The following is a 22887-nucleotide window of genomic DNA, read 5'->3' as shown; positions in this document are numbered from 1 at the left end:
CATGTTTTCACCCGGTTCGCTCAGCAATTGATGAGAGAAGGGCATAGGAGTACGTATTTTGTCCTGGCAATGGTTTCACAGATTGGGATCGCCGCGCTGGTTTTATCAGAAGACCAGCGCCTGGCTGCCGTGGTTGGGCGCGGCCAGCGTACTGGTGCTTGTGATTGGCGCGGTCTGGGGGCTGGGCTTTGCGCCGCAAGACGCCAAGCAGGGCAATAGCTACCGCATCATCTATATCCATGTGCCGGCGGCATTCCTCGCCCTGGCCGGCTATTACATCATGGCCATTTCCGGGGCCATCGGCCTCATCTGGAAGATGAAGCTGTCTTTCGTGGTGATGCGGGCGGCGGCGCCCATTGGTGCAGCACTTACGTTTCTTGCGCTGTTTACCGGTGCCGTGTGGGGCAAGCCTACCTGGGGCACCTACTGGGTGTGGGACGCCCGCATTACCTCCATGCTGATCCTGCTCTTCCTGTATCTCGGGGTGATGGCGCTGTCCGGGGCCTTTGCGCGGGAGCAATCCGGCGACAAGGCGAGCGCATTGCTGGCTCTGGTGGGCACAGTAAATATCCCGATTATCTACAAGTCGGTGGACTGGTGGTTCACCCTGCACCAGCCGGCAACCCTGAAGCTCACAGAAGCGAGCACCATCGACCCGAGTATGTTCTACCCGCTGCTCACCATGATCGCGGGCTTTTACCTGTTCTACGCCTGGGTGCTGATCTTGCACACCCGCAGCCTGGTTTTGCAAAGAGAGTGGCGAACCCAATGGGTACGCGAACTGCTCGGACAGTCCACGGCGAAGGGGGAGGGCTAATATGACGTTCCAGTTTGAAAATGTTGCCGACTTCCTCGCCATGAACGGCCATGGCCCCTACGTTTGGGCGGCCTACGGTGTGACAACCGTGGTGCTGGTTGCGCTGGTGGTGGCACCACTGCTGCGCCAGAAGAAGCTACGCCAGGAATTCCGTCGGCAGCTGCGTCAGGAAGAGGCGCGCCGCCGCGCTGCGGCGCAACACAAGGCGCAAGCGGCGTCCGCTGTCTGATACTCCGATCCCAGTAACCCTTTTGGTAGATTTACAACAGGTCAAACATGCACCCAGCTCGTAAACAACGTCTGATTCTGGTGGTCCTTCTGGTGGTACTTTCCACGGTCGCCGTCGGTTTCGTCACCTACGCGATGCGCGCGAACATGGATTTTTTCTATGCGCCCAGTGCCTTTGCGGCTGGAGAGGTGCCGTTTGAAAAGCGTATTCGTGCCGGCGGCTGCGTGGTCCCGGGCAGTGTGGTGCGCGACGGTGAGTCCCTGGATGTGCGCTTTGCCCTGACCGACGGAGAGGCTGAGCTAGAAGTGGTATTCAATAAAATCCTGCCGGATCTGTTCGCCGAGGGCGAGGCCGCAGTGGTTACCGGTAAGTTGCAGCAGGGCGGTTACGTCCGCGCGGATCAGGTACTGGCCAAGCACGATGAATCCTATACCCCGCCCGAAGTCGCCGAGACTATGGTCGGCAAGGCCGACTGCCATGGAGATCCCAAGATATGAGTCCTGAATTGGGCCATTTTGCCCTGATCGTCGGCCTGCTGCTGTCCGTGGCCCTGTCGGTGGTGCCACTGCTCGGCACCTACACCGGTCGTGAACTCTGGATGGGTACCGCGCGGCCCCTGTCGATGGGCGTGCTGGCGTTTACCACCCTGTCTTATATTTGTTTAACCGTCGCCTTTGTGAACAGTGATTTCTCCGTGGCGTATGTTGCGCAGAACTCCAACAGTATTCTGCCGATGGTGTACAAGGTCACTGCGGTGTGGGGTGGTCACGAGGGCTCGATCCTGTTGTGGCTGTTGATGCTGGCGGGCTGGACCGCGGCGGTGGCCGTGTTTAGCCGTCAACTGCCGGATGTGCTGGTGGCGCGCGTGCTGTCCGTGATGGGCATGCTGCTGATTGGTTTCTTCCTGTTTATCCTGCTTACCTCGAATCCATTCGACCGTATTTTGCCGTTTCCGCCGGCTGATGGCTCGGACCTGAACCCGTTGCTGCAAGACCCCGGCATGATCATCCATCCGCCGTTACTCTATATGGGTTATGTCGGGTTTGCGGTGGCATTCGCCTTTGCGGTGGCTGCCCTGCTGGAGGGGCGTCTGGACAGCGCCTGGGCGCGCTGGGCGCGCCCCTGGACTGCCATCGCCTGGTCGTTCCTGACCCTGGGTATTGCACTGGGAAGCTGGTGGGCGTACTACGAGTTGGGCTGGGGCGGCTGGTGGTTCTGGGACCCGGTGGAAAATGCCTCTTTCATGCCGTGGCTTGTGGGCACCGCGTTACTGCACTCTCTTGCGGTGACCGAAAAGCGCGGAATTTTCCGCAGCTGGACCATCTTGCTGTCGATATTTGCCTTCAGTCTGAGTCTTCTGGGCACCTTCCTGGTGCGTTCCGGGGTGCTGACGTCTGTGCACGCTTTTGCCACAGACCCCCTGCGCGGTGGCTTCATTCTCGCCTTCCTGGCGGTGGTGGTGGGCCTGTCCCTGTTGCTGTTTGCGGTGCGCGCGCCGGCAGTGAGCGCGGGCAGCGTGTTTTCTGCGAAATCTCGCGAGACCTTCCTGCTGAGCAACAATATCGTACTGATGCTGATTATGGCGGTGGTCATCACCGGCACCCTGTACCCATTGCTGGCGGATGCGCTCAACTGGGGCAAAATCAGTGTGGGTCCCCCGTTCTTTAACCTGTTTTTTGTGCCCCTGATGGTGGTGCTGTGCGTGCTTCTCGGACTCGGCATTCACGCGAACTGGAAAGACACCAAAGCGCATAGGCTGGTTAAGGCCTGGGGGCTGCCGGCACTGGTTGCCGTGATTGCCGCACCGGTAGTTACCCTGTTGGCGGGCGATTTCCACTGGGGGGCGATGCTGGGTGTGCTTGCTGGCCTGTGGGTGGTTACTTCCAGTGTTGCCGACATACTGGCTAAATCCCGCAATGCGGAGACGCGTTGGGCGGGCCTCAAGCGCCAGCGCGCGAGTTACTATGGGATGCATCTGGGACATATCGGTCTTGCGGTATCGGTGCTCGGCGTGGCCCTGACCACGGTCTACAGTGTCGAAAAAGACTTGCGCATGTCTCCGGGGCAGAGTGAGGAGATGTCCGGCTACGAGTTTACATTTGAAGGCGTACGCCAGGTTCGGGGGCCCAACTACCAGGCATCCGAAGGGGTTCTGGTGGTGCGCAACAATGGCCGGGTGGTGGCTGAATTGCTGCCGCAGAAACGCAGCTATTTTTCCGGTGGCAACATCATGACGGAGGCCGCAATCGATAGCGGTCTGTTCCGTGATCTGTACGTCGCACTGGGAGACCCGATGGATAAAAACAATCTGAGTGGTGACTGGGCGGTGCGGGTGCACTACAAGGCGTTTGTCATCTGGATCTGGCTGGGGTCAGCCCTGATGGCGCTGGGAGGTGTGATTGCGGTGGCGGACAAGCGTTATCGCAAAGTGCGTGCGACGCGTGCGCGCTCGGCAACTGCAGCCTCTAGTGAGGGCTCACTGGCCGGGACCTGATCCCGGTCATCAAAGTGCGTAACCACCCAAGCCAGACTTTTCAAGAAGGATAACCATTGTCGATGGCCAGGTTGAAACTGTTTCTCCCGCTTATTATTTTTGCCGCGCTGGCGCTGCTTTTCTGGCGGGGTTTGTCGTTGAACCCACAGGACATGCCATCGGCGCTGGTGCATAAACCGGTTCCACAGTTTGTGTTACTGGATGTGGAGTCCAACCGCGAGCGCAAAAATTCCGATCTGCCCAAAAAGCCGCTGTTGCTGAATGTGTGGGCCACCTGGTGTATAGCTTGCCGGGTGGAGCATCCGTTCCTCAATGATCTCGCCGCGAAGGGGGTGCCTATCGTTGGTGTCAACCTGAAAGATGACAACGAGGCCGCGCAAAAGTGGCTGGAAAAATTCCATAACCCCTACCTGTTTTCCGTTTCCGATGTGGAAGGACGCCTGGCGATGGATTTGGGCGTGTTTGGCGCACCGGAAACCTTCTTGGTGGATGCGGGCGGAACCATCCGCTGCAAGCATGTGGGTGTGGTGGACGACAAAGTGTGGCAGACCAAGCTGCAACCCCTCTACGAGCGCCTCCAGACCCAGCAATGGAATGAGTTTTCCGGTGAGCTATCAGATTCCCTGCTCGCCCGTTGTCGCTGAGACGGAAGAGAAAAAGAGCCGCTTTATCTGCTGGCTCGGGCCGGTAACCAAAAAAACAGTATTCCAGCGGGAGCTGACCGCTATCCGTGCCCGTTATCCTGACGCTTCGCACCATTGCACGGCTCTGGTGATCGGCAATCCATCTAACCCCCAGATAATGCAGTCCGACGACGACGGCGAGCCGGGCGGCAGTGCCGGCCGGCCGATGCTGGAGCTGTTGCTGAAGCAGGGCGTAGGCAACGTTGGCGCCATCGTTACGCGATATTTTGGTGGTACCAAGCTCGGGGTTGGCGGTCTGATGCGCGCCTATCGTGGTGCGGTTGGTGCCGCGCTGCAGACTGTTGAGCTGACGACCTTCATTCCACTGTTAACGATTCAGGTGACTTGCGCGTTTGCGGAGGAGTCCCGGGTGCGTTTCCTGGTGGCGCACGCCAAAGGGGTGTGCGGTGAGCCTCGATACTCCACGCGGGTGGATATGCCGATAGAGCTGCCGGCCGATCAGTGGCCGTGTTTGCAGGCGCAGCTACAGGCAGAAAATATAGCGTGTGAGGCGCTCACGCCGACCTAGTGTCTGCTCGTGACTGTTCGATGCCCCGCACATCATTGAGTGGGCGAAGGGCGGGTTGAAAAACCGAGCGCTCACGCGGGCGCGATCTGCAATTGCGACAAACAAAAAAGGCCCACACTTTCGTGTGGGCCTTTCCTGTATATGGCGGACCGGACGGGACTCGAACCCGCGACCTCCGGCGTGACAGGCCGGCATTCTAACCAACTGAACTACCGGTCCGCATTCCTGACTTTCCTTTGAAAAATCTGCCAAGCAGATGAAAGGAGAGTGGTGGGTGGTACAGGGGTCGAACCTGTGACCTACGCCTTGTAAGGGCGCCGCTCTACCAACTGAGCTAACCACCCCGCGTCAGGAGCTGCGTATAGTAATGATATTTTTTGGGGCGTCAACGCTTTTTGAAAAAATTTTTGTGATTCAATGAGTTAAGCCCAGATTAGACCTGCAAAGCCCACGCGGCACGGGGCGTGTAGGGGCGCGGTTGCGCTGCTATAATCCGCGCAGTTTCCGCTGGAGAACGTCAGTGCTGAAGAACATCTACACAACATCCCCCGTTACCGTACTGGCCTTGCTGGTCATTTTGGCCATGCCATTTTCCACCGCGCAGGCATCGGTCGAGGTTGAGCCGTTGTCCACTCCCGAGCTGCAGGCGCGATACCTGGTGCTGATCGAGGAAATGCGTTGTCCAAAATGTCAGAACCAAAATCTTGCGGGTTCCGATTCCATGGTGGCCACGGATTTGCGCCGGGAGATTCGACGACTGTTGGAGGAAGGGTTCAGCGATCAGGAGATCAATGAGTATATGGTGGCGCGCTACGGTGACTTCGTCCTTTATCGCCCGCCGCTGCAGCGCAATACCGTGGCACTGTGGGTAGCCCCGGGTGTGTTTGCTGCGCTCGGCTTGCTGACGCTGATCGTGGTGGTGGCGCGCTCGCGCAGCGGCCGCGGCCGCTCGCAGGCAGACGAGTCTGAAGAATTGAGTGCGGAAGAGCAGGCGCGTCTGGCGCAATTGCTGAGTAACGGCGAACAGGGTGGAAGTAAAAACAATGATTGATCTGTGGTTGGTGCTGGCGCTGCTTCTTTTGCCGTTAGCTGTGTGTATTGCTTGGCCCCTGTTTCGCGCGCAGACACGGGGTTCCCGGTCATCGATGAAGGGAGCAGACCACAGTGCACAGGCCATGCTCTACCGGGAGCATCTGGCTGAGCTGGAGGCTGCTCGAGACAGTGGCTCGGTCGATGACGAGCAATACACGTCGCTCAAGAACGAGTTGGCGCGCAAGCTGCTGGCCGAAGAGGGCACAGGTTATCAGGTGTCAGGAGTCCGCAGTGGTGGCCGTGGACTGCTGTTTGCACTGGCGTTTGCGCTTCCCTTAACGGCTGTTGGCCTGTACTTCTCTTGGGGGGCGCATGACGACCTGGCCCTGTATCGGGATATCGCCGCGAGCCATTCGGGCCAATCTGATAGGGTGCTGGAAGCCCGTATCACCGAGCAGCTGCAGGAGCGCGTGAGCACTCATCCTCAAGACCTCTCCAGTCGCTATGCCCTTGCGCAGCGCCTACTGGTGAGTAATGACATTGAAGGCGCACTGGTGCAGTACCGGTATATCGTGGCCCATGAGCCCGAGGCGGTGAACGTTCGTGCGGAGTTGGCGCAGGCACTGTTTTTCGCTGGCGGCTCAAAAATGTCGCCGGAAGTGCTGAGTGAAGTGAACCTTGTGCTTGAGGCGCAGCCGAACAACACCACCGCGCTGGGTCTGGCAGGTATAGCGGCGTTTGATCGCAAGGATTACGGTGGTGCCAGGGCGTTCTGGCAGCGGGCTCTGGACCAGTTGACGCCGGGCTCCAACGCGGCACAGGCCCTGGCCGCGGGGGTTGCACGTGCGGAAAAGGCATTGCAGGATGCGGGCGGGCAAATGGCCTCTGAAGAGGCCGTCTCTGATGCGCCGTCGCAGGGCGATGGCGACGATATTGCAGATGGGGCCAGCCGAATCGCCGTACAGGTCACGTTGTCAGGATCCGTTCAGCCCGCCCCGGATACCCCCGTGTTTGTCTATGCGCGTACCGCAGAAAGCCCGATGCCGGTGGCCATAGTGCGCCTGACGGCCGGCGAGTTGCCGGCAGAAGTGGTGCTGGATGAGTCCCGCGCAATGATGCCCGGCCGCAGCCTGAGCACCGTCGACGAGGTGCAGCTGGTAGCGCGGCTTGCCATAGGCGGCAACGCACGCCCCGCGCCGGGAGACTGGCAGGGCGAAGTCAAAACTCTGCCTCGCGCCCGGTGGGGTGAGCCTGTCCGTATCGCCATTGACCAGAAAATCTAGTCGAAACTGGGGTAACGGTATCGCGGCTCTTTCCTCGCAATGGGGGTGGGCCGGTCAAAAATAGCGCTGAAACCGCGCCCGCAGCCATGTACAATCGGCGGTTTGCAAAAACAAACTGGCGATCTGGCAGCATGGCTGCCTGGTCCTCCCTGAGATGACAACGAAGAGCGTTCGACGGCGGTAATTGTGACCGTACGGACGCCGGGTATTACCGAGTTTCAAGACCATGCGTTTGAAGTGCATCAAGCTGGCTGGATTCAAATCCTTCGTCGATCCGACCACCGTCTACTTCCCTTCCAACCTCAGCGCCGTGGTCGGCCCCAACGGTTGTGGTAAGTCCAATACCATCGACGCGGTGCGCTGGGTAATGGGTGAATCCTCCGCGAAAAACCTCCGCGGCGACTCCATGACCGACGTCATCTTTAACGGCTCCAGCGGCCGCAAGCCCGTGGGCCAGGCCTCCATCGAACTGGTGTTCGATAATTCCGCCGGAAAGTTGACCGGTGAGTACGCGGCATTCAGCGAAATCTCCGTAAAGCGCAAGGTGACCCGCGACGGGCAGAACAACTATTACCTGAACGGTGAAAAGTGTCGTCGCCGGGATGTGACCGATCTGTTCCTGGGGACCGGTCTCGGCCCGCGCAGCTATGCGATTATCGAGCAGGGCATGATCTCCAAGCTGATCGAGGCCAAGCCGGAAGAACTGCGGGTATTTATCGAAGAGGCCGCGGGCATCTCCAAGTACAAGGAGCGTCGCCGCGATACGGAAAACCGTATGCGCCGCACCAAAGAAAACCTGGAGCGCCTGACCGATATTCGCGACGAGCTGGATCGCCAGCTGTCTCGCCTGGAGCGCCAGTCTGCGGCCGCTGAAAAGTACAGCCGCTTCAAAGACGAAGAGCGTACACACAAGGCGCACCTGCAGGCGCTCAAGTACAAAGACCTGGACGATCAGGCCAAGGCCAAGCAACAGCAAATTGGCGAGCTGGAGCTGACCGTCGAAGAGCTGGTGACCCGTCAGGTTAGCTGCGACACCGGTATCGAAGAGCAGCGCGTGGCGTATCACGACCTGTCTGATGCGTTTAACGAGGTGCAGGGCCGTTTCTACTCGGTGGGCGCCGATATTGCGCGTCTGGAGCAGAGCATTTCCCACGCGCGCGAGCGCAACAACCAGTTGCAGACCGACTTCTCGCGCACCGAACAGGAATACAGCGAGTCCCAGTCCCTGCTGGCGGCCGATCAGGAAAAGGCGGTCGAGTTTGATGCTGAGCTCGAAGTCATCGTGCCGGATCTGGAAATGGTGCAGGCCGCGGAGGAAGAATCTGCGCAAATGCTGCTGACCGCGGAAGACCAGATGCGCGACTGGCAGAACGAGTGGGACCAGTTCAACCAGGGTGCCTCCGGTTCCCGGCAAAAGGCCGAAGTGCAGCAGTCCCGCATCCAGCACCTGGAAACCTCCACCCAACGACTACAGGACCGCATCAGCAAGCTGCAAACGGAACTCGAGAGCCTGTCCGGCGCCGGTGATGACAGTGAGCTGGAACAGCAGAACGAAGAGCTGGCAGAACTGGAAATGCAGCTGGCGGAGTTGCGTGAATCCATCGCCGAGCAGGTAGAGCAGCTGGCGGCGTTGCGCCGTCAGGAAACAGATATCGCCTCCGAGCTGGATAAAGAGCGCCTGCAACTGCAGACCAGCCGCGGCCGACAGGCCTCTCTGGAGGCCCTGCAGCAGGCGGCTCTGGGGCAGGGCAAGTCGGTGGCAAACTGGCTGGAGCAGCAGGCGCTGCACCAGCGTCCGCGTCTGGCGGACCAGATCCGTGCGCAGTCCGGCTGGGAAACTGCGGTGGAGACCGTGCTCGGCGCCCAACTGCAGGCGGTGTGTATCGATCATATCGATGCGCTGCAGGAGTCTCTTGCCAGCCTCGACGGCGGTCAGGCGGTGTTTGTCGATGGCCAGCAGGTCAGCGCAGGCGCGGATGGCAGCCTGCCGAAACTGGCCGCCGTGGTGGAGGGGCCCGGCTCCCTGGTGGGCCTGATTGATGGCATTTACACCGCCGAAGATCTGACCGCCGCGCTGGCGCAACGCGCCCAGCTGCGTGCCGGTGAATCCATCGTTACCCGCGACGGTCTCTGGGTTGGCCCCAACTGGCTGCGCGTCAGCCGCGGAACCGATGCCGAGTCTGGTGTGCTCGCGCGCAAACAAGAGCTGGAAAGCCTGGAAGCTTCCCTGGCAGAGTGCGAAGGGCGGATCGAAGAGCTCACCGAGCAGCGTGAACAGCTGCGTACCCGCGCCGGTGAACTGGAATCCGGCATTGAGCAGTCCCGCAATAACGCGGAACAGCTAAACCGTCGCACCGGCGACTTGCGCAGCCAGTTATCGGCCCAGCGCGCGCGTCAGGAACAGATGGACGAGCGCCGCCGTCGTATCGAAGCCGAAATCAGCGAAGTCAAAGAACAGAAAGAGATGGAGTCGGAAGCCATCTCGGAAGCCCGCATCGAGTTGCAGGAAGCGGTCGAGGCGATGAGCGACGATACCGATCGTCGCGAATCCCTGCTGGCGCGCCGTGAAGAACTGCGTGAGGCACTGGATGCGGCGCGTCAGCGCGCCCGTGAAGACAAAGACCGTTCCCACGAGCTGGCCATGCGCGAGCAATCCGTGCGCACCCAGAAAGTGTCTCTGGAGCGTACCCTGCAGGTGCTGCGCGAGCAGGTCGAGCGCTTGCAGGAGCGTCGCGAGCAATTGAAGTTGCAGATGGAAGAAGCCCAAGACCCATCGCAGGACTTCCAGGCCGAGCTCGAAGAAAAACTCGCTCAGCGTATCGATGTGGAAAATGAGCTGGGCGAAGCGCGCAAGAAACTGGAGGAAGTGGAATCCAACTTGCGTAATCAGGAGCAGGAGCGTCACAAGGCGGAGTCTGCCCTGCAGGGTGTGCGTGCGCAGCTAGAGCAGCAGCGCCTGGTCGCTCAAACCCTGGAGACCCAGCGCAATGGGCTGGTAGAGCAGTTGCGCGAGGCCGATCACGATGTCGAGGCGCTGCTGGAGGAACTCCCGGAAGAATTGACCATCGAAGCAGTGCAGCAGGATATTGAACTGGTGGCAGCGCGGATTTCCCGTCTGGGGCCAATTAACCTGGCGGCGATTGACGAGTACAAGCAGGAGTCTGAGCGCAAGAACTATCTTGATCGCCAGTACGAGGATCTGACCGACGCCTTGGAAACCCTGGAAAACGCCATCCGTCGTATCGACAAGGAAACCCGCACTCGATTCAAGGAGACCTTTGACCAGGTCAACAGCGGGCTCCAGGAGCTGTTCCCGAAAGTGTTTGGTGGCGGCCATGCGTACCTGGAGTTGACCGGCGACGACTTGCTGGATACCGGTATCGCGATCATGGCGCGTCCGCCGGGCAAGCGTAACAGCACCATTCACCTGCTGTCGGGTGGTGAAAAAGCACTCACGGCGATCGCACTGGTATTCTCGATCTTCCGCCTCAACCCAGCGCCTTTCTGTATGCTGGACGAGGTGGATGCACCGCTGGATGACGCCAACGTGGGGCGCTACGCGCGTATGGTGAAAGAGATGTCCGCGCATGTGCAGTTCATCTACATTACCCATAACAAGATTGCCATGGAGATGGCTGATCAGCTGCTGGGCGTAACCATGCACGAGCCGGGCGTCTCGCGCCTGGTGTCGGTCGACGTGGAAGAGGCCGCGGAGCTGGCGTCCGCATAATGAGCAAGCAGTGTTGTGAGAAGCGGGTGGACCCGGTGGGCTGCAACAGGTGGAATCTGGGCCTGCGGATTCGTCGGATGTGGGCTTAGGGAGAGGGAAGCATCTATGGATAACTGGCTGATCAATTTGCTGGCGCTGATTCTGCTGGCAGTAGTGGTGGATGGTGCACGGCGCGCCTACCTCAAACACAGAGACACGGTAAAAGTTTCTCGCAATCTGACCCGATCCATGCGCCGGGACCTGGATGACCGCGACGAGGATATCCTCTCTGCCCCGCGCTCTGCCCATACCCCGTCGCGCACTGCTACTCCGGCGGCTGAGCAGCGTACAGCCAGTAAATCCTCGGCTCGGGGCGCGGCGAAGCTCGCCGATTCCGAACTGGAGTACATCGATCCGGAAGAGGCGGAAAAGCGACGCCAGATTTCTGCAGAACTGCCCGGCAGTGTGCGTGTGGTGCAGCGTCGTAAGCCCGAGGACGCTACACAGGTGAACCGTAAGGTTCAGCAGAACTTTCAGTCCTCCCGCAAACCGCTGGCTGGCAGCAAGCCCGAGCGCCGGGAGGAAGAGCCCGCAACCGTGGATGCGGGAGTACGGCCGAGCGTACCCGAACAGGCTTCTCTCAACCTGGAGGAGCAGGTGCCGATGCTGATGGACTCCATCGCGGACGCGCCGTTGGAGCGTGATTCAGAACAGCCTCGCGAGCCATCCAGCGCGGAAGCTGATGCTGGCGAACCGATGGTGGAGGTGACAGGCCCGGAGACGACGTTACCCGAGGAGCTTGTGGTCAGTGACCGTCGGGAGCCCTCCCTGGACGAAACCGTGAGCCTGGAGTCCCTGCAAACCATCCCGGAAACGGACGAGTATACCGGCACTGAAGCGGCGCCCAGTGAGCGGGGCAACACCGCCTCTGCTGGCTGGTCGGCATCGGATATCAAGTTCCCCGAGCTGAAATTTCCTGATCTTAAAAAAGCCGTTACTCCGTCTCGTGAAACGCGCGAGAAAAAGCGCGCAGGCTCTGCAACTGGTAGTGGTGACAGAACCAATACCCGAGGTGCAAGCCGCAAGGAACGCGATGTGGAAGAAGTGCTGATTCTGAACATCATGGCGCCCGCAGGTGACTGCTTCGAAGGGAATGACTTGTTGCGCGTGCTGCTGTCCAGTGGTTTGCGATTTGGTGAAATGAATATTTTCCATTACCACTGTGGCGAGGCGGGAGAGGGTCCGGTGCTGTTTAGCCTGGCCAATGTCGTTGTGCCGGGCACTTTCGATATGTCTGAGATGGAGGAGTTCACCACACCGGGAATCAGCTTGTTCCTGGCGCTACCCGCGGAAGTGGAGGCTCTGAAAGCTCTCGATACGCTGCTCACCACTGCGCGTTACATCGCGGAACAGCTGGGCGGTGAATTGAAAGATGAAAATCGCAGCGTGTTTACCGCCCAGACCGCGGAACACTATCGCCAGCGCGTGATGGAATTCCAGCGACGCAAGGCGCTGGCCCGCGCACAGGCCTGAGCCTGCCCAAGCCGAAATCCAGGCTCGGGCGCCCGGCACAGGGCCTGGCTCCCCACCGGCAAGAATTCCCTGTTTTTGCGAATAGAAAATGACAAAAAATATTCCCCAGGAAAAACAGCAGCGTGTTCAACAGCTGCACGAAACCCTCAATCGCGCTAACTATCAATACTACGTGCTCGATACACCGGAACTCCCCGATGCGGAATACGACCGCTGTTTGCGGGAGCTGCAGGCACTGGAGCGCGATTATCCCGCACTGATTACCCCGGATTCACCCACGCAGCGCGTAGGGGCCCAGCCACTGGCTGCGTTTACCCAGATTCGCCACGAGATGCCAATGTTGTCACTGGACAATGCGTTCAGTGATGAGGAAATGCACGATTTTGACCGCCGTATCTGCGACCGCTTGAACAGCACTGCTCCGGTTGAGTACGCCTGCGAACCCAAGCTGGATGGCATTGCGGTAAGTCTGTTGTATCGCGACGGCATTCTTGAGCGCGCGGCCACGCGTGGCGACGGCAGCGTCGGTGAAGACATCACCCAGAACGTACGCACTATCTACTCGGTGCCGTTGAAACTGCTCGCGGACGATGTGCCATCGGTGCTCGAGGTGCGCGGCGAAATCTATATGCCCAAGGCAGGCTTTGATGCGTTGAACGCAAAGGCACGTGAAGCCGGGGAAAAGGGGTTCGTGAATCCACGCAACGCCGCTGCGGGTAGTTTGCGGCAGCTCGACCCTAGGATCACAGCTCAGCGCCCACTGGAGCTGTGTGTCTACAGCGTAGGTATCGTCGAAGGCGGCAGTTTGCCAGATCGTCATACCGCGGTGCTTGAGCAGCTCAATCGCTGGGGTTTCCGCATCAACAGCGAAATGGCGGTGGCGGAAAACATTGCCGAGTGCCTCGACTATTACCGCAAGCTTGGCGAGAAGCGCGCGCAATTGCCCTACGACATTGACGGTATTGTGTTCAAGGTCAACAGTATTCCCCTGCAAAAGCGGCTGGGTTTTGTGGCGCGGGCACCGCGTTGGGCGACCGCGTACAAATTCCCTGCGCAGGAGGAAATGACCCGCCTGCTGGATGTGGAATTCCAGGTGGGACGAACCGGCGCTGTGACGCCGGTAGCAAGGCTGGAACCGGTGTTTGTTGGCGGTGTGACCGTCTCCAATGCGACGCTGCACAATCGCGATGAAATCGCGCGCCTGGGCGTGAAGATCGGAGACACGGTTGTGATCCGGCGTGCCGGTGATGTGATCCCGCAGGTGGTTTCGGTAGTCGAGAGTCGCCGGCCAGAGGGCGCTCGTACGATCGAGTTTCCAACGCACTGTCCAGTGTGTGAATCCCCGGTTGAGGCAACACCAGGCGAAGCGGTAGCGCGCTGCAGCGGTGGCCTGATTTGTAGCGCACAGCGCAAGCAGGCCATTAAACACTTCGCGTCACGCAAGGCGATGGATATCGATGGCCTGGGGGATAAAATTGTCGAGCAGTTGGTGGACGAGGGATTGCTAAAGTCTGTCTCGGGCCTCTATCACCTGTCATTGGCTCCGTTGGTCGCGCTGGAGAGGATGGGTGAGAAATCCGCACAGAACCTGCTCGACGCACTGGAAATGAGTAAAAACACCACGCTGCCCAAATTCCTGTACGCACTGGGAATTCGCGAAGTGGGGGAGGCCACTGCGCGCAATCTTGCGCGACATTTCGGCGATCTGGCACCGCTGATGCAGGCGGACGAGGAGGCCCTTCAACAGGTTGAAGATGTAGGTCCGGTGGTGGCGCATTACGTGGCGGAGTTTTTCCAGCAGCCGCACAACCTGGAAGAAATTGAAGCCCTGCGGCAGGCCGGCGTGCACTGGGAGGCGGTAGTACAGGAGGCCGGTTCCCAACCCCTTGCGGGCCAGACCTGGGTGCTTACCGGGAAACTGGAAACCCTCTCGCGTAGTGAGGCCAAGGACTATCTGCAGCGGCTGGGAGCGAAAGTGGCCGGTAGTGTTTCGGCGAACACGCACACGGTGGTTGCTGGCCCCGGCGCCGGCTCAAAACTGAACAAGGCACGGGAGCTCAATTTGCCCGTGCTGGACGAGGATGGGCTGATGGACATGTTGCGCGGCCAGGGTATCGAAATCTAATTGATCCGTTCGCCTGTTTTCTGCACAAAGTGTTGGGTGGATAGGCACTGTGCAGCGAGCCGTGCGTTATTGGTGTTCCGCCGGTAGCGAAAATGCGATCGGATTACGAATTTGTCGCTTGCCCGCTGTAGAATTCTGATTGCTGCGCCGTTACAGTTGACCGAATTAGTTTTTTTGAATTGGCCAACTGGCAACCGGACCGTGTTGCGGTGGCGGCGTAGGGGTTAGCGCAGAGTGATTCAGGGCGATCAGGAATCCATTGTTTACGGCTGTATCAAAGACAGTAACAGCCTTTCCGGCGGTAGCGACCGGCGTCGGGTTAACCGGGAAGCCGTGCTGGCTCTGCCCAGCGCGGACGAGTGGCCGTTTCTTTGCCGCGACATGTTTGCGGTTCCTACAATCAAGATGAAACAGTCGCAATACCAGACCGATGTGATCCATTTTGGTGCCTCATACCGCGCCGTGGAATATGAGTGGAACCACTGGATTCAGAAATTCGAAGAGTTACTGCAGAGCATGTACTGGGTTTCGGCCACAGTGCATCTTGAAACCGAGCTATCGGGTACCCATTCGTTTACCTGGGAGGCGGCCGGCCTCTATCACGAGCCAGGCTGTGGTGACATGCAGGTGCGCTGCGAGTGGACCCAGGAAGGTCGCGTCAGCATGTGACGCACGCGTTCCACACACTATCCTGTCCCATTGTCCTGTAAGTGTATTCTGGCCGACCTTACTAATCAGCGCTTTTCCTTCCATTCAGTCTACCGATCGACCGGGGGTGCCCCATGTCCGACAGCCTGCCTGAAAATCCGTCCGAAGAGCCACAAGACTTCCGCATCGAGAAAGACAGCCTGGGGGAAGTGCCTGTGCCCAGCTGGGCGCACTTTGGTGCCCAGACTCAGCGCGCGGTCGATAATTTTCCGGTCAGTGGCTATACCTTGCCGGTCGAGTTTTTGCGAGCCGTCGTCGCGATTAAAAAAGCCGCCGCGGAATCCAATCAGCACCTTGGCCTGCTCGACGGGGAACTGGCCGTGGCGATCGTTCGGGCATGCGACGGGCTCAGTGCTGCCGACTTTGCCGAGCAGTTTCCCGTGGATGTATTTCAGACGGGCTCCGGCACCAGTACCAATATGAACGTGAATGAGGTGCTCGCCCATATTGCCTGTGCGCAGAGCGGTTTGAGTATCGGGGCCAACGACCACGTCAATATGTCCCAGAGTAGCAACGACGTGATTCCTACGGCGATACACCTGTCTGCACTGCTGGCGCTGCAGAACAAGCTGTTGCCGGCACTGGTGCACTTTATCGACGTGGTTCAGGAAAAGGCGACTTCGTTAGATGGGGTGGTTAAGACCGGCCGTACTCATCTGATGGATGCGGTACCGATTACTCTGTCGCAGGAACTCTACGCCTGGGCGGCCCAAGTACGTTTGTGCAAGGCGCGCGTTGAGGGCGCGTTGCCACGCCTTGAGCAGCTGGCCCAGGGGGGCACTGCGGTGGGTAGTGGGCTCAATGCACACCCGCGGTTTGCGGAAGTGTTTGCCTGCCGGCTGAGCAGTGAATGCGGTGTCTCATTGCGCCCGGCAGAAAATCTGTTCACTGCCATCGCGTGTCAGGACACCGCGGTTGAGGTTTCCGGGCAACTGAAAACCCTTGCGGTGGCACTGATGAAAATTGCCAATGATCTGCGCTGGATGAACAGTGGTCCACTCGCCGGTTTTGGCGAAATCGCATTGCCCGCACTGCAGCCGGGCAGCAGCATTATGCCCGGCAAGGTCAACCCGGTGATTGCGGAGTCCGTTGCCATGGTGGCGGCGAAGGTGATGGGCAATGACACTACCATCTCTGTGGCGGGGCAAAGCGGAAATTTTCAGCTGAACGTGATGCTTCCGGTTATCGCTTTTTCGTTGCTGGAGAGCATTCAAATCCTGGCCACTAGTACCCGACTGTTGGCGGATAAGGCCATCGCCGGATTCAGTGTGAATGAAGATCGGATACAACAGGCGCTGGCGAGAAACCCGATTCTAGTGACTGCGCTGAACCCGGTGATCGGCTATGGCAAGGCGGCAGAGATAGCCAAAGCTGCCTACACCAGTGGTCGGCCTGTGCTTGAGGTGGCGGTGGAGATGACGGATTTGTCCAGAAGTGAGCTGGAGCAGTTGCTCGACCCGGCGCGACTAAGCCGGGGAGGAATCGTGGGCGGCTAGCGGTCGGTTGGCGGGTTGCAATCACGAACCGGAATCAGCCGAACACCAGAATACCCAGCAGGATGCTGCCGATAAACAGCATCATGCACTCCACCCACATGGCGAGCTTGCGTAAAATGGCTCTGTCTTCGCGCCGGTAGAGCAGTCGTTTGTGCATGACTTGTCCTCCCTGCTGGCAGGCAACCAGCGGTTTGCGTCGCGGTTTCGTTGACAGCGTGCGGTTGATGCTGCACGATTCTGCGCCGTGCATGGCGCCTGACCTTATGGTTCTCGTCGGTATACACAAGGTCTTTCGAGTGGCCGCGAGTGCAGGTGAGTCTCTATATTGATAAGGATAGTATTGTCCTTCTGCGCCGACCAATCATTCATTTTCCAGTCAAAGCGTGTCTGTTATGGCCTCAAAACGCCGCCGCTCATTTGTTACCAGTGTGCTGGCCTGCATCGCATTTATTGCCGCGGCCATCTGGAGCTGGGATCTCCCGGTTGCTGATTTACTTAGCTATCTGGTGTTGCTACTGGTTTTTCTGGTAATGATCGTGGCCGTGGCCTTCGGGTTTGGTGCGCTACTCAACTGGTTGCGCAATCGTCGCGATAAATAAGTGATTTCAACGGATCGGACTGCCAGCCCCAGAATGGACAACACCAACGACGATATCCGTATCCCCATTGCCTACGTGCAGCGACTGCTGGATGAGGCCGCCAATCACGGCTGTGACCGCGAGGAGCTGCTCTCCTCGGTAGGGATTTCGGAAAACGATCTGGAAGATACGGCCGCGTTTTCAGCAGTGAAGTACGGTCGTCTCTACCAGCGTGTAATGTGGCTGTCTCAGGATGAGTGGTTCGGCATGCTGAGCGGTGGCCGGGTGCGTTCCGGCTCTTTCCGGCTGTTGTGCCTGACAGTGGTCAACTGCGCGACGGTTCGCCAGGCCATCACCCTCAGCGCGGAATTTAATGAAATCTGCCGCGGCTTCCGTGTCAAACCCGTACTGCACCCGGAGGGTGATAGGGACCGGGTGGTGATTGAGGGAATCAGCTCTCTGGCGCCGGGAGAGTTTGACCAGCTGATCGCGGAAACCACACCGGGAGTGATTCGCACCACCCTGGCGGTCTGGCATCGCTTCTATTGCTGGTTGGTGGGGCGAGAGATTCCTTTGGCCAAGTTGCACTTTTCGTTTCCCTGTCCGGAAGAGTTCCTGTCGCTGGCGCAGAGTGAGGCGGGTGAGCTGTTATTTGACCAATCGGCCAATGCCCTGGAATACGAGAGCCGCTACCTGGATTATCCCATCGTCCAGAGTCCACAGACCGTGGAAGATTTTATTCGTACGGCGCCCTATCACCTGGTGATCAGTGACGGCAGTGCCAGCAGTATCAAGACCAAGGTCAAGACTATCCTCAATCGCGACGTGAGCGAGTCGATGCCGGCTGCGGAAGCCGTGGCCGAGCGCCTGAACATGTCGGTGACCACCCTGCGCCGTAAGCTGCAGCAGGAAAATACCTCCTACCAGAAACTGAAAGACGAATGCCGGATGGAAGCCGCATTCCACTATCTCAGTTGTCCGGACCTGTCGAACACCCAGATCGCGGAAATGCTCGGTTTTGACGAGGCCAGCGCCTTTTTCCGCGCCTTCAAAAAGTGGACTGGGGTAACCCCCGGGGAGTACCGCAAAAGTCCGCGCGCTACATCCGCCGGTCTTTGATGCCGCCAGTTGGCGTCTTTTATTGCGGGTTCGCGTCCATCGATTGCGCCGCCTGCTGCTGTGAGTATTTGACTGCCCCGTCAGTATTTTCCCCCGGTTTACCCGCCGTATTTTGTTAGTGCTTTGGACACTTTTCGCCATAGTGAGTTTCTGCAATTTGGAACTACTATGAATAAAACCAAAAGTTGAGTCACAAGCTGAGGCGCCGGATTTTGCCTGGCCACTGTGACTCCCGGGATGACATGCCCGGTCCACCGACGACAAATATCGAAAGAGGGTACACAGGATGAGCGAGATCAAGATTCCGCTGCGTGACATGCGATTTGCCATGCGTGAGCTGTTTGGATGGGATCAGCACTATGCGGCGCTTGGCTACGAGGATGCTAGCCCGGACGTAGTGGACGCCATTCTGGAAGAGGGTGCCAAGTTCTGTGAAAACGTGTTGGCACCGCTGAACCAGATCGGTGACCAGCAGGGCTGTACCTGGGTTGACGGCGAAGTCAAAACGCCCGAAGGCTTTAAAGAGGCTTACCAGCAGTTCGTAGAGGCTGGTTGGCCGTCTCTGCCGCACAAGGAAGAGCATGGTGGCCAGGGCCTGCCGCCGTCGCTGGGCACCATCCTGAGCGAAATGGTGGGCACCGCCAACTGGTCCTGGGGTATGTACCCGGGCCTTTCCCATGGCGCTATGAATACCCTGGAAGCCCATGGTACCGACGGGCAGAAGGCTACCTACCTGACCAAGCTGGTTGAAGGTAGCTGGACCGGCACCATGTGTCTGACCGAGCCGCACTGCGGTACCGACCTGGGCATTCTCCGCACCAAGGCGGAGCCAAATGACGACGGCTCCTATTCCATTAACGGCACCAAGATTTTCATTTCCGCCGGCGAACACGACATGGCGGAAAACATCGTACACATCGTACTGGCTCGCCTGCCGGACGCCCCTGCGGGCACCAAGGGTATCTCCCTGTTTATCGTACCCAAATTCCTGCCCAGCGAAGATGGTTCCGTGGGTGAGCGCAACGGCGTGACCTGCGGCTCCCTGGAGCACAAGATGGGTATTCACGGTAACGCCACCGCGGTGCTGAACTTCGATGGTGCCAAGGGTTTCCTGATTGGTCCGCCGAACAAGGGCCTGAACTGCATGTTCACCTTCATGAACACTGCGCGTCTGGGTACGGCACTGCAGGGTGTGGCGCACGCAGAAGCGGGCTTCCAGAAGTCCCTGGCGTATGCCAAAGACCGTCTGCAGATGCGCTCCCTCAGTGGCCCGAAAAATCCGCAAGGCGCAGCTGACCCGATCATCGTGCATCCGGATGTGCGTCGCATGCTGATGACCCAAAAGGCATTCGCCGAGGGCGGCCGCATGCTGGTTCTGCTGTGTGCGCAGCAAGTGGATCGCTCTCACAGCGGCTCGGAAGAAGAGCGCAAAGATGCGGACGACCTGCTGGCATTCCTGACGCCCATTGCCAAGGCATTCCTGACTGAAACCGGCTATGAGTCGGCTAACCTCGGCCTGCAGTGCTTCGGTGGTCACGGTTACATTGCCGAATGGGGTATGGAGCAGAACGTGCGTGACGCGCGTATCGCTACCATCTATGAGGGCACCACCGGTATTCAGGCTCTGGACCTGTTGGGCCGCAAGGTACTGATGAGTCAGGGTGAGTTGCTGCGTAAGTTCACCAAGATCGTGCACAAGTTCTGCCAGGCAGAAGTGGACAATGAAGCGCTCGCGCCTTACGTCTCCAAGCTTCAGGAGATCAACAAGGAGTGGGGCGAGCTGACCATGAATATCGGTGTGAAGGCCATGGAGAACCCGGACGAAGTGGGTGCCGCATCCGTGGATTACCTGATGTACTCCGGCTACGCGGTGCAGGCCTATTTGTGGGCGCTGTCAGCGAAGGTGGCCAATGAGCAGATCGCAGCGGGTACAGCGGAGGAAGATTTCTACCGCTCCAAGCTTGTGACCGCTCGGTTCTTCTTTGACCGTATTCTGCCGCGCACCGCCACCCATGCGGCTGCCATGCAGAGTGGCGCGGACAATTTGATGAGCCTGGACGCGGAACACTTCGTTTTCTGAGCTTGATGTGAATAAAGCACCGCCGCTGGAGACATCGGCGGTGTTTTTGGATCTGGCTTTTGCCAACGGCGGCAAAAGCGGGGCGTGTTTTATCTGGAGCTCCGATGCAACTACCCGTGCACATCATTGAGCGGCTGCAGCAGCTGACTTGTTTGCCCAATACCGCTCGGGTACAGTTTCGATTGCCAGACGGCAGCGATTTTTACCTGCAGGTACAGAAGGGCAGCGAAGCTGCGAATGCGGTTGCCGCCGAGCAGGTATCTGGCCTGATTGCGGATGCCGATCTGGAGCTGGAAATGTCTTATCACACGCTGAAAGACATTACCCACGGGCAGTTAAGCGCGCGTCACGCGTTTCTGCTGGGGGATATCCGCTACACCGGCAACCGGGAGCTGGCGGCGGCACTGGCGGACCTGTTTTCCGCGCGGTCGTAGCTAAAAGGGCTGTGGAAGCCCGCTGGGAGTAAATCCTTGCGATGACTGGAGCGCGCGGCGCGCATTGTATCCTCCCGGCCACATTCACCAAATAACTACTAAAACTTACAATAATTATCTGCCCGAATGGGGCTTCTCCTGAAGATTTCGTCTATATAGAGACTTGAGTACCGCAAAGACGTTGAGCACGGCCGATTCCTCGCGGCAATGAATGCGCATCTCGTGGTATCTTCGCTCTGGAACCTGATTGATAATCCCGGGAAAGGCGCGCACCGTACAAGGCGGATAGCACCAAAAAAACAACATATTGGGAGAAATAAGTTGGACATCGAACGCAGCATTCTTGACGTGTTTTCCACCGCTACGGCTAAATACGCCGATCGACCGGCCTTTACCTGTCTTGGGCATACATTGAGTGTCGGTGATATTGACCGGCTCAGCGCCAACTTTGCCTCCTACCTGCAACACAAGACAAGCCTTAAGCCGGGTGACCGCATCGCGGTGCAACTGCCAAACGTACTGCAGTACCCGGTTGTTGTGTTCGGTGCCCTGCGTGCCGGTCTTACTGTGGTCAATACCAATCCCCTGTACACCAAGCGCGAGCTGAAGCACCAGCTGAACGATTCCGGTGCCAAGGCGCTGGTTGTGTTGGCGAACATTGCCGATGTGGCGTCAGAGGTCATTCCGGAAACGGGCGTCGAGCAGGTAATTGTGTCTGAGATTGCCGACCTGCACCCGCCGCTCAAGCGCGTCCTGATTAACAGTGTCGCCAAGTACGTCAAAAAGATGGTGCCGGAGTTCAGCTTCACCAATCGTGTCAATTTCCGCGATGCCATGTCTGCCGGAGCGGCACAGCAGCATCGGGACGTTCAGCGCACCCCAGACGACATCGCGGTATTGCAGTACACCGGCGGTACCACGGGTGTTGCCAAGGGCGCCATGCTGACCAACCGCAACCTGGTTGCGAACATGGAGCAGGTACGCGAGGCGCTCGGTGACTCCATGAAGGAAGGTGAAGAGTACTATGTGGCGCCCCTGCCGCTGTATCACATTTATGCATTTACCATTCACTGCATGTGCCTGTTCACCACCGGCAACCACTCATTGCTGATTCCGAATCCTCGGGATATTCCGGGTTTTGTGAAAACCCTGAAGGGTAAACGATTCACCGGTTTCTGCGGTCTGAATACCCTGTTCAATGGCCTGATGCGCTGCCCGGATTTTGCCGACCTGGATTTCAGTAAACTGCATACCACCTGTTCGGGCGGTATGGCATTGACCCGTGCAACTGCAGAGCGCTGGGAAAAAATGACCGGCTGTGTGGTGACCGAAGGTTACGGCATGACCGAGACCTCGCCGGTAGTGTCGTTCAACCCGGCGGATGCTGTGCAGCTTGGTACCGTAGGTGTGGCAGTACCCGGCACCGAAGTAAAGGTGATTGACGAGAATGGCAATGACCTGCCCAATAATACCCCGGGCGAGCTCTGTGTGCGCGGCCCACAGGTAATGAAAGGGTACTGGGAGCGTCCGGAAGCGACGGAAGAAACCATCGACGCCGAGGGCTGGCTGAAAACCGGTGACATGGCGGTGATTCAGGATGACGGTTACATCAAAATTGTCGACCGCAAGAAGGACATGATTATCGTCTCCGGCTTTAATGTGTACCCCAACGAAATTGAAGATATTGTAGCCGCGCATCCCAAGGTCGCCGAAGCCGCCGCCGTGGGTATTCCGGATGAGCGCAGCGGTGAAGCGGTGAAACTGTTCGTGGTCAAGACCGATGCGTCCCTGACCGAAGACGAAGTCATTGCCTACTGCCGGGAAAACATGACTGCGTACAAAGTACCGAGAAACATCGAGTTCCGTGAAGATCTACCCAAGACCAATGTGGGCAAGATCCTGCGGCGTGAACTGCGCGATGAAGAGTTGAAAAAAATTGAAGAGGTGACCGCTGCCTGAGACGGTAGCGCCCCCGCCCGATTTGGTTAACTGGGCGTCAAAAAAAACCCGCTGCTTGCAGCGGGTTTTTTTGTGCGTG

Annotated in this window: 19 protein-coding genes and 2 tRNA genes; 18 read left to right on the top strand and 3 right to left on the bottom strand. The window is 58.6% G+C overall.

Annotation, left to right across the window (positions count from 1 at the left end; translation table 11 throughout):
* Positions 1-58 precede the first annotated feature (58 nt).
* From JF535_RS14020 to JF535_RS13995, 6 genes are all read left to right on the top strand, one after another.
* Positions 59-817, top strand: a complete 759-nt coding sequence (locus JF535_RS14020) for a heme ABC transporter permease (RefSeq protein WP_277987248.1) — start codon at positions 59-61, stop codon at positions 815-817.
* A 1-nt stretch (position 818) separates the two neighbouring features.
* On the top strand, positions 819-1046 hold the full coding sequence (ccmD, locus tag JF535_RS14015; RefSeq protein WP_207003202.1) for a heme exporter protein CcmD: 228 nt from the start codon (positions 819-821) through the stop codon (positions 1044-1046).
* 47 nt (positions 1047-1093) lie between these two features.
* A complete protein-coding gene (locus tag JF535_RS14010) occupies positions 1094-1543 on the top strand; it encodes a cytochrome c maturation protein CcmE (protein ID WP_207003201.1) in 450 nt (149 codons plus the stop codon).
* On the top strand, positions 1540-3540 hold the full coding sequence (locus tag JF535_RS14005; RefSeq protein WP_207003200.1) for a heme lyase CcmF/NrfE family subunit: 2001 nt from the start codon (positions 1540-1542) through the stop codon (positions 3538-3540). Before JF535_RS14010 ends, JF535_RS14005 begins: the two co-directional genes overlap by 4 nt.
* A gap of 62 nt (positions 3541-3602) precedes the next feature.
* Positions 3603-4184 carry a DsbE family thiol:disulfide interchange protein gene (locus tag JF535_RS14000; protein WP_207003199.1) on the top strand — a complete coding sequence of 194 codons (582 nt, stop codon included), beginning with the start codon at positions 3603-3605 and terminating at the stop codon, positions 4182-4184.
* Positions 4147-4752, top strand: coding sequence for an IMPACT family protein (locus JF535_RS13995; protein ID WP_340674183.1), 606 nt, complete (start codon positions 4147-4149; stop codon positions 4750-4752). The genes JF535_RS14000 and JF535_RS13995 overlap by 38 nt, the downstream gene beginning before the upstream one ends.
* Before the next feature lie 142 nt (positions 4753-4894).
* On the opposite strand, the gene JF535_RS13990 is transcribed toward JF535_RS13995, so the two are convergent.
* Both JF535_RS13990 and JF535_RS13985 read right to left on the bottom strand, forming a co-directional pair.
* A tRNA-Asp gene (locus JF535_RS13990) sits at positions 4895-4971 on the bottom strand.
* Positions 4972-5020: 49 nt separating this feature from the next.
* A tRNA-Val gene (locus JF535_RS13985) sits at positions 5021-5096 on the bottom strand.
* Positions 5097-5272: 176 nt separating this feature from the next.
* Between JF535_RS13985 and JF535_RS13980 the strand changes: the two genes are divergently transcribed.
* The 7 genes from JF535_RS13980 (at position 5273) to JF535_RS13950 (ending at position 16638) form a co-directional block, all read left to right on the top strand.
* On the top strand, positions 5273-5803 hold the full coding sequence (locus JF535_RS13980; protein WP_340674182.1) for a cytochrome c-type biogenesis protein: 531 nt from the start codon (positions 5273-5275) through the stop codon (positions 5801-5803).
* The gene (gene ccmI, locus JF535_RS13975; protein WP_207003197.1) at positions 5796-7067 is read left to right on the top strand and encodes a c-type cytochrome biogenesis protein CcmI; all 1272 of its coding nucleotides are present in this window, start codon (positions 5796-5798) and stop codon (positions 7065-7067) included. Before JF535_RS13980 ends, ccmI begins: the two co-directional genes overlap by 8 nt.
* 226 nt (positions 7068-7293) lie before the next feature.
* Positions 7294-10797 carry a chromosome segregation protein SMC gene (gene smc / locus JF535_RS13970; protein ID WP_207003189.1) on the top strand — a complete coding sequence of 1168 codons (3504 nt, stop codon included), beginning with the start codon at positions 7294-7296 and terminating at the stop codon, positions 10795-10797.
* Positions 10798-10902: 105 nt separating this feature from the next.
* On the top strand, positions 10903-12309 hold the full coding sequence (zipA, locus tag JF535_RS13965) for a cell division protein ZipA (RefSeq protein ID WP_207003183.1): 1407 nt from the start codon (positions 10903-10905) through the stop codon (positions 12307-12309).
* A gap of 88 nt (positions 12310-12397) precedes the next feature.
* Positions 12398-14434, top strand: a complete 2037-nt coding sequence (gene ligA / locus JF535_RS13960) for an NAD-dependent DNA ligase LigA (protein ID WP_207003182.1) — start codon at positions 12398-12400, stop codon at positions 14432-14434.
* A gap of 234 nt (positions 14435-14668) precedes the next feature.
* On the top strand, positions 14669-15103 hold the full coding sequence (locus JF535_RS13955; RefSeq protein ID WP_066963682.1) for a hypothetical protein: 435 nt from the start codon (positions 14669-14671) through the stop codon (positions 15101-15103).
* Between the two features lie 113 nt (positions 15104-15216).
* Complete coding sequence (locus tag JF535_RS13950; protein WP_207003181.1) at positions 15217-16638, top strand: class II fumarate hydratase; 1422 nt, start codon at positions 15217-15219, stop codon at positions 16636-16638.
* Between the two features lie 34 nt (positions 16639-16672).
* Here the strand turns inward: JF535_RS13950 and JF535_RS16900 are convergent, their stop codons facing one another.
* Positions 16673-16795 carry a hypothetical protein gene (locus tag JF535_RS16900; protein ID WP_277987247.1) on the bottom strand — a complete coding sequence of 41 codons (123 nt, stop codon included), beginning with the start codon at positions 16793-16795 and terminating at the stop codon, positions 16673-16675.
* Between the two features lie 235 nt (positions 16796-17030).
* On the opposite strand from JF535_RS16900, the gene JF535_RS13945 reads away from it, so the two are divergent.
* From JF535_RS13945 to JF535_RS13925, 5 genes are all read left to right on the top strand, one after another.
* Positions 17031-17237 (top strand): hypothetical protein, encoded by a 207-nt coding sequence (locus tag JF535_RS13945; RefSeq protein WP_207003180.1) that lies wholly within the window; start codon positions 17031-17033, stop codon positions 17235-17237.
* Positions 17238-17270: 33 nt separating this feature from the next.
* Complete coding sequence (locus JF535_RS13940; protein ID WP_207003179.1) at positions 17271-18335, top strand: AraC family transcriptional regulator; 1065 nt, start codon at positions 17271-17273, stop codon at positions 18333-18335.
* A gap of 286 nt (positions 18336-18621) precedes the next feature.
* Positions 18622-20415 (top strand): acyl-CoA dehydrogenase C-terminal domain-containing protein, encoded by a 1794-nt coding sequence (locus JF535_RS13935; RefSeq protein WP_207003178.1) that lies wholly within the window; start codon positions 18622-18624, stop codon positions 20413-20415.
* A 104-nt stretch (positions 20416-20519) separates the two neighbouring features.
* Positions 20520-20849 carry an SCP2 sterol-binding domain-containing protein gene (locus JF535_RS13930; RefSeq protein ID WP_207003176.1) on the top strand — a complete coding sequence of 110 codons (330 nt, stop codon included), beginning with the start codon at positions 20520-20522 and terminating at the stop codon, positions 20847-20849.
* A 321-nt stretch (positions 20850-21170) separates the two neighbouring features.
* Positions 21171-22808 (top strand): AMP-binding protein, encoded by a 1638-nt coding sequence (locus tag JF535_RS13925; RefSeq protein ID WP_207003174.1) that lies wholly within the window; start codon positions 21171-21173, stop codon positions 22806-22808.
* Positions 22809-22887 lie beyond the last annotated feature (79 nt).

The organism is Microbulbifer salipaludis (assembly GCF_017303155.1).
Classification (GTDB): Bacteria; Pseudomonadota; Gammaproteobacteria; order Pseudomonadales; family Cellvibrionaceae; genus Microbulbifer; species Microbulbifer salipaludis.
The sequence above is the reverse complement of the archived record's forward strand: the minus strand, read 5'-3'. Positions and strand labels throughout refer to the sequence as shown.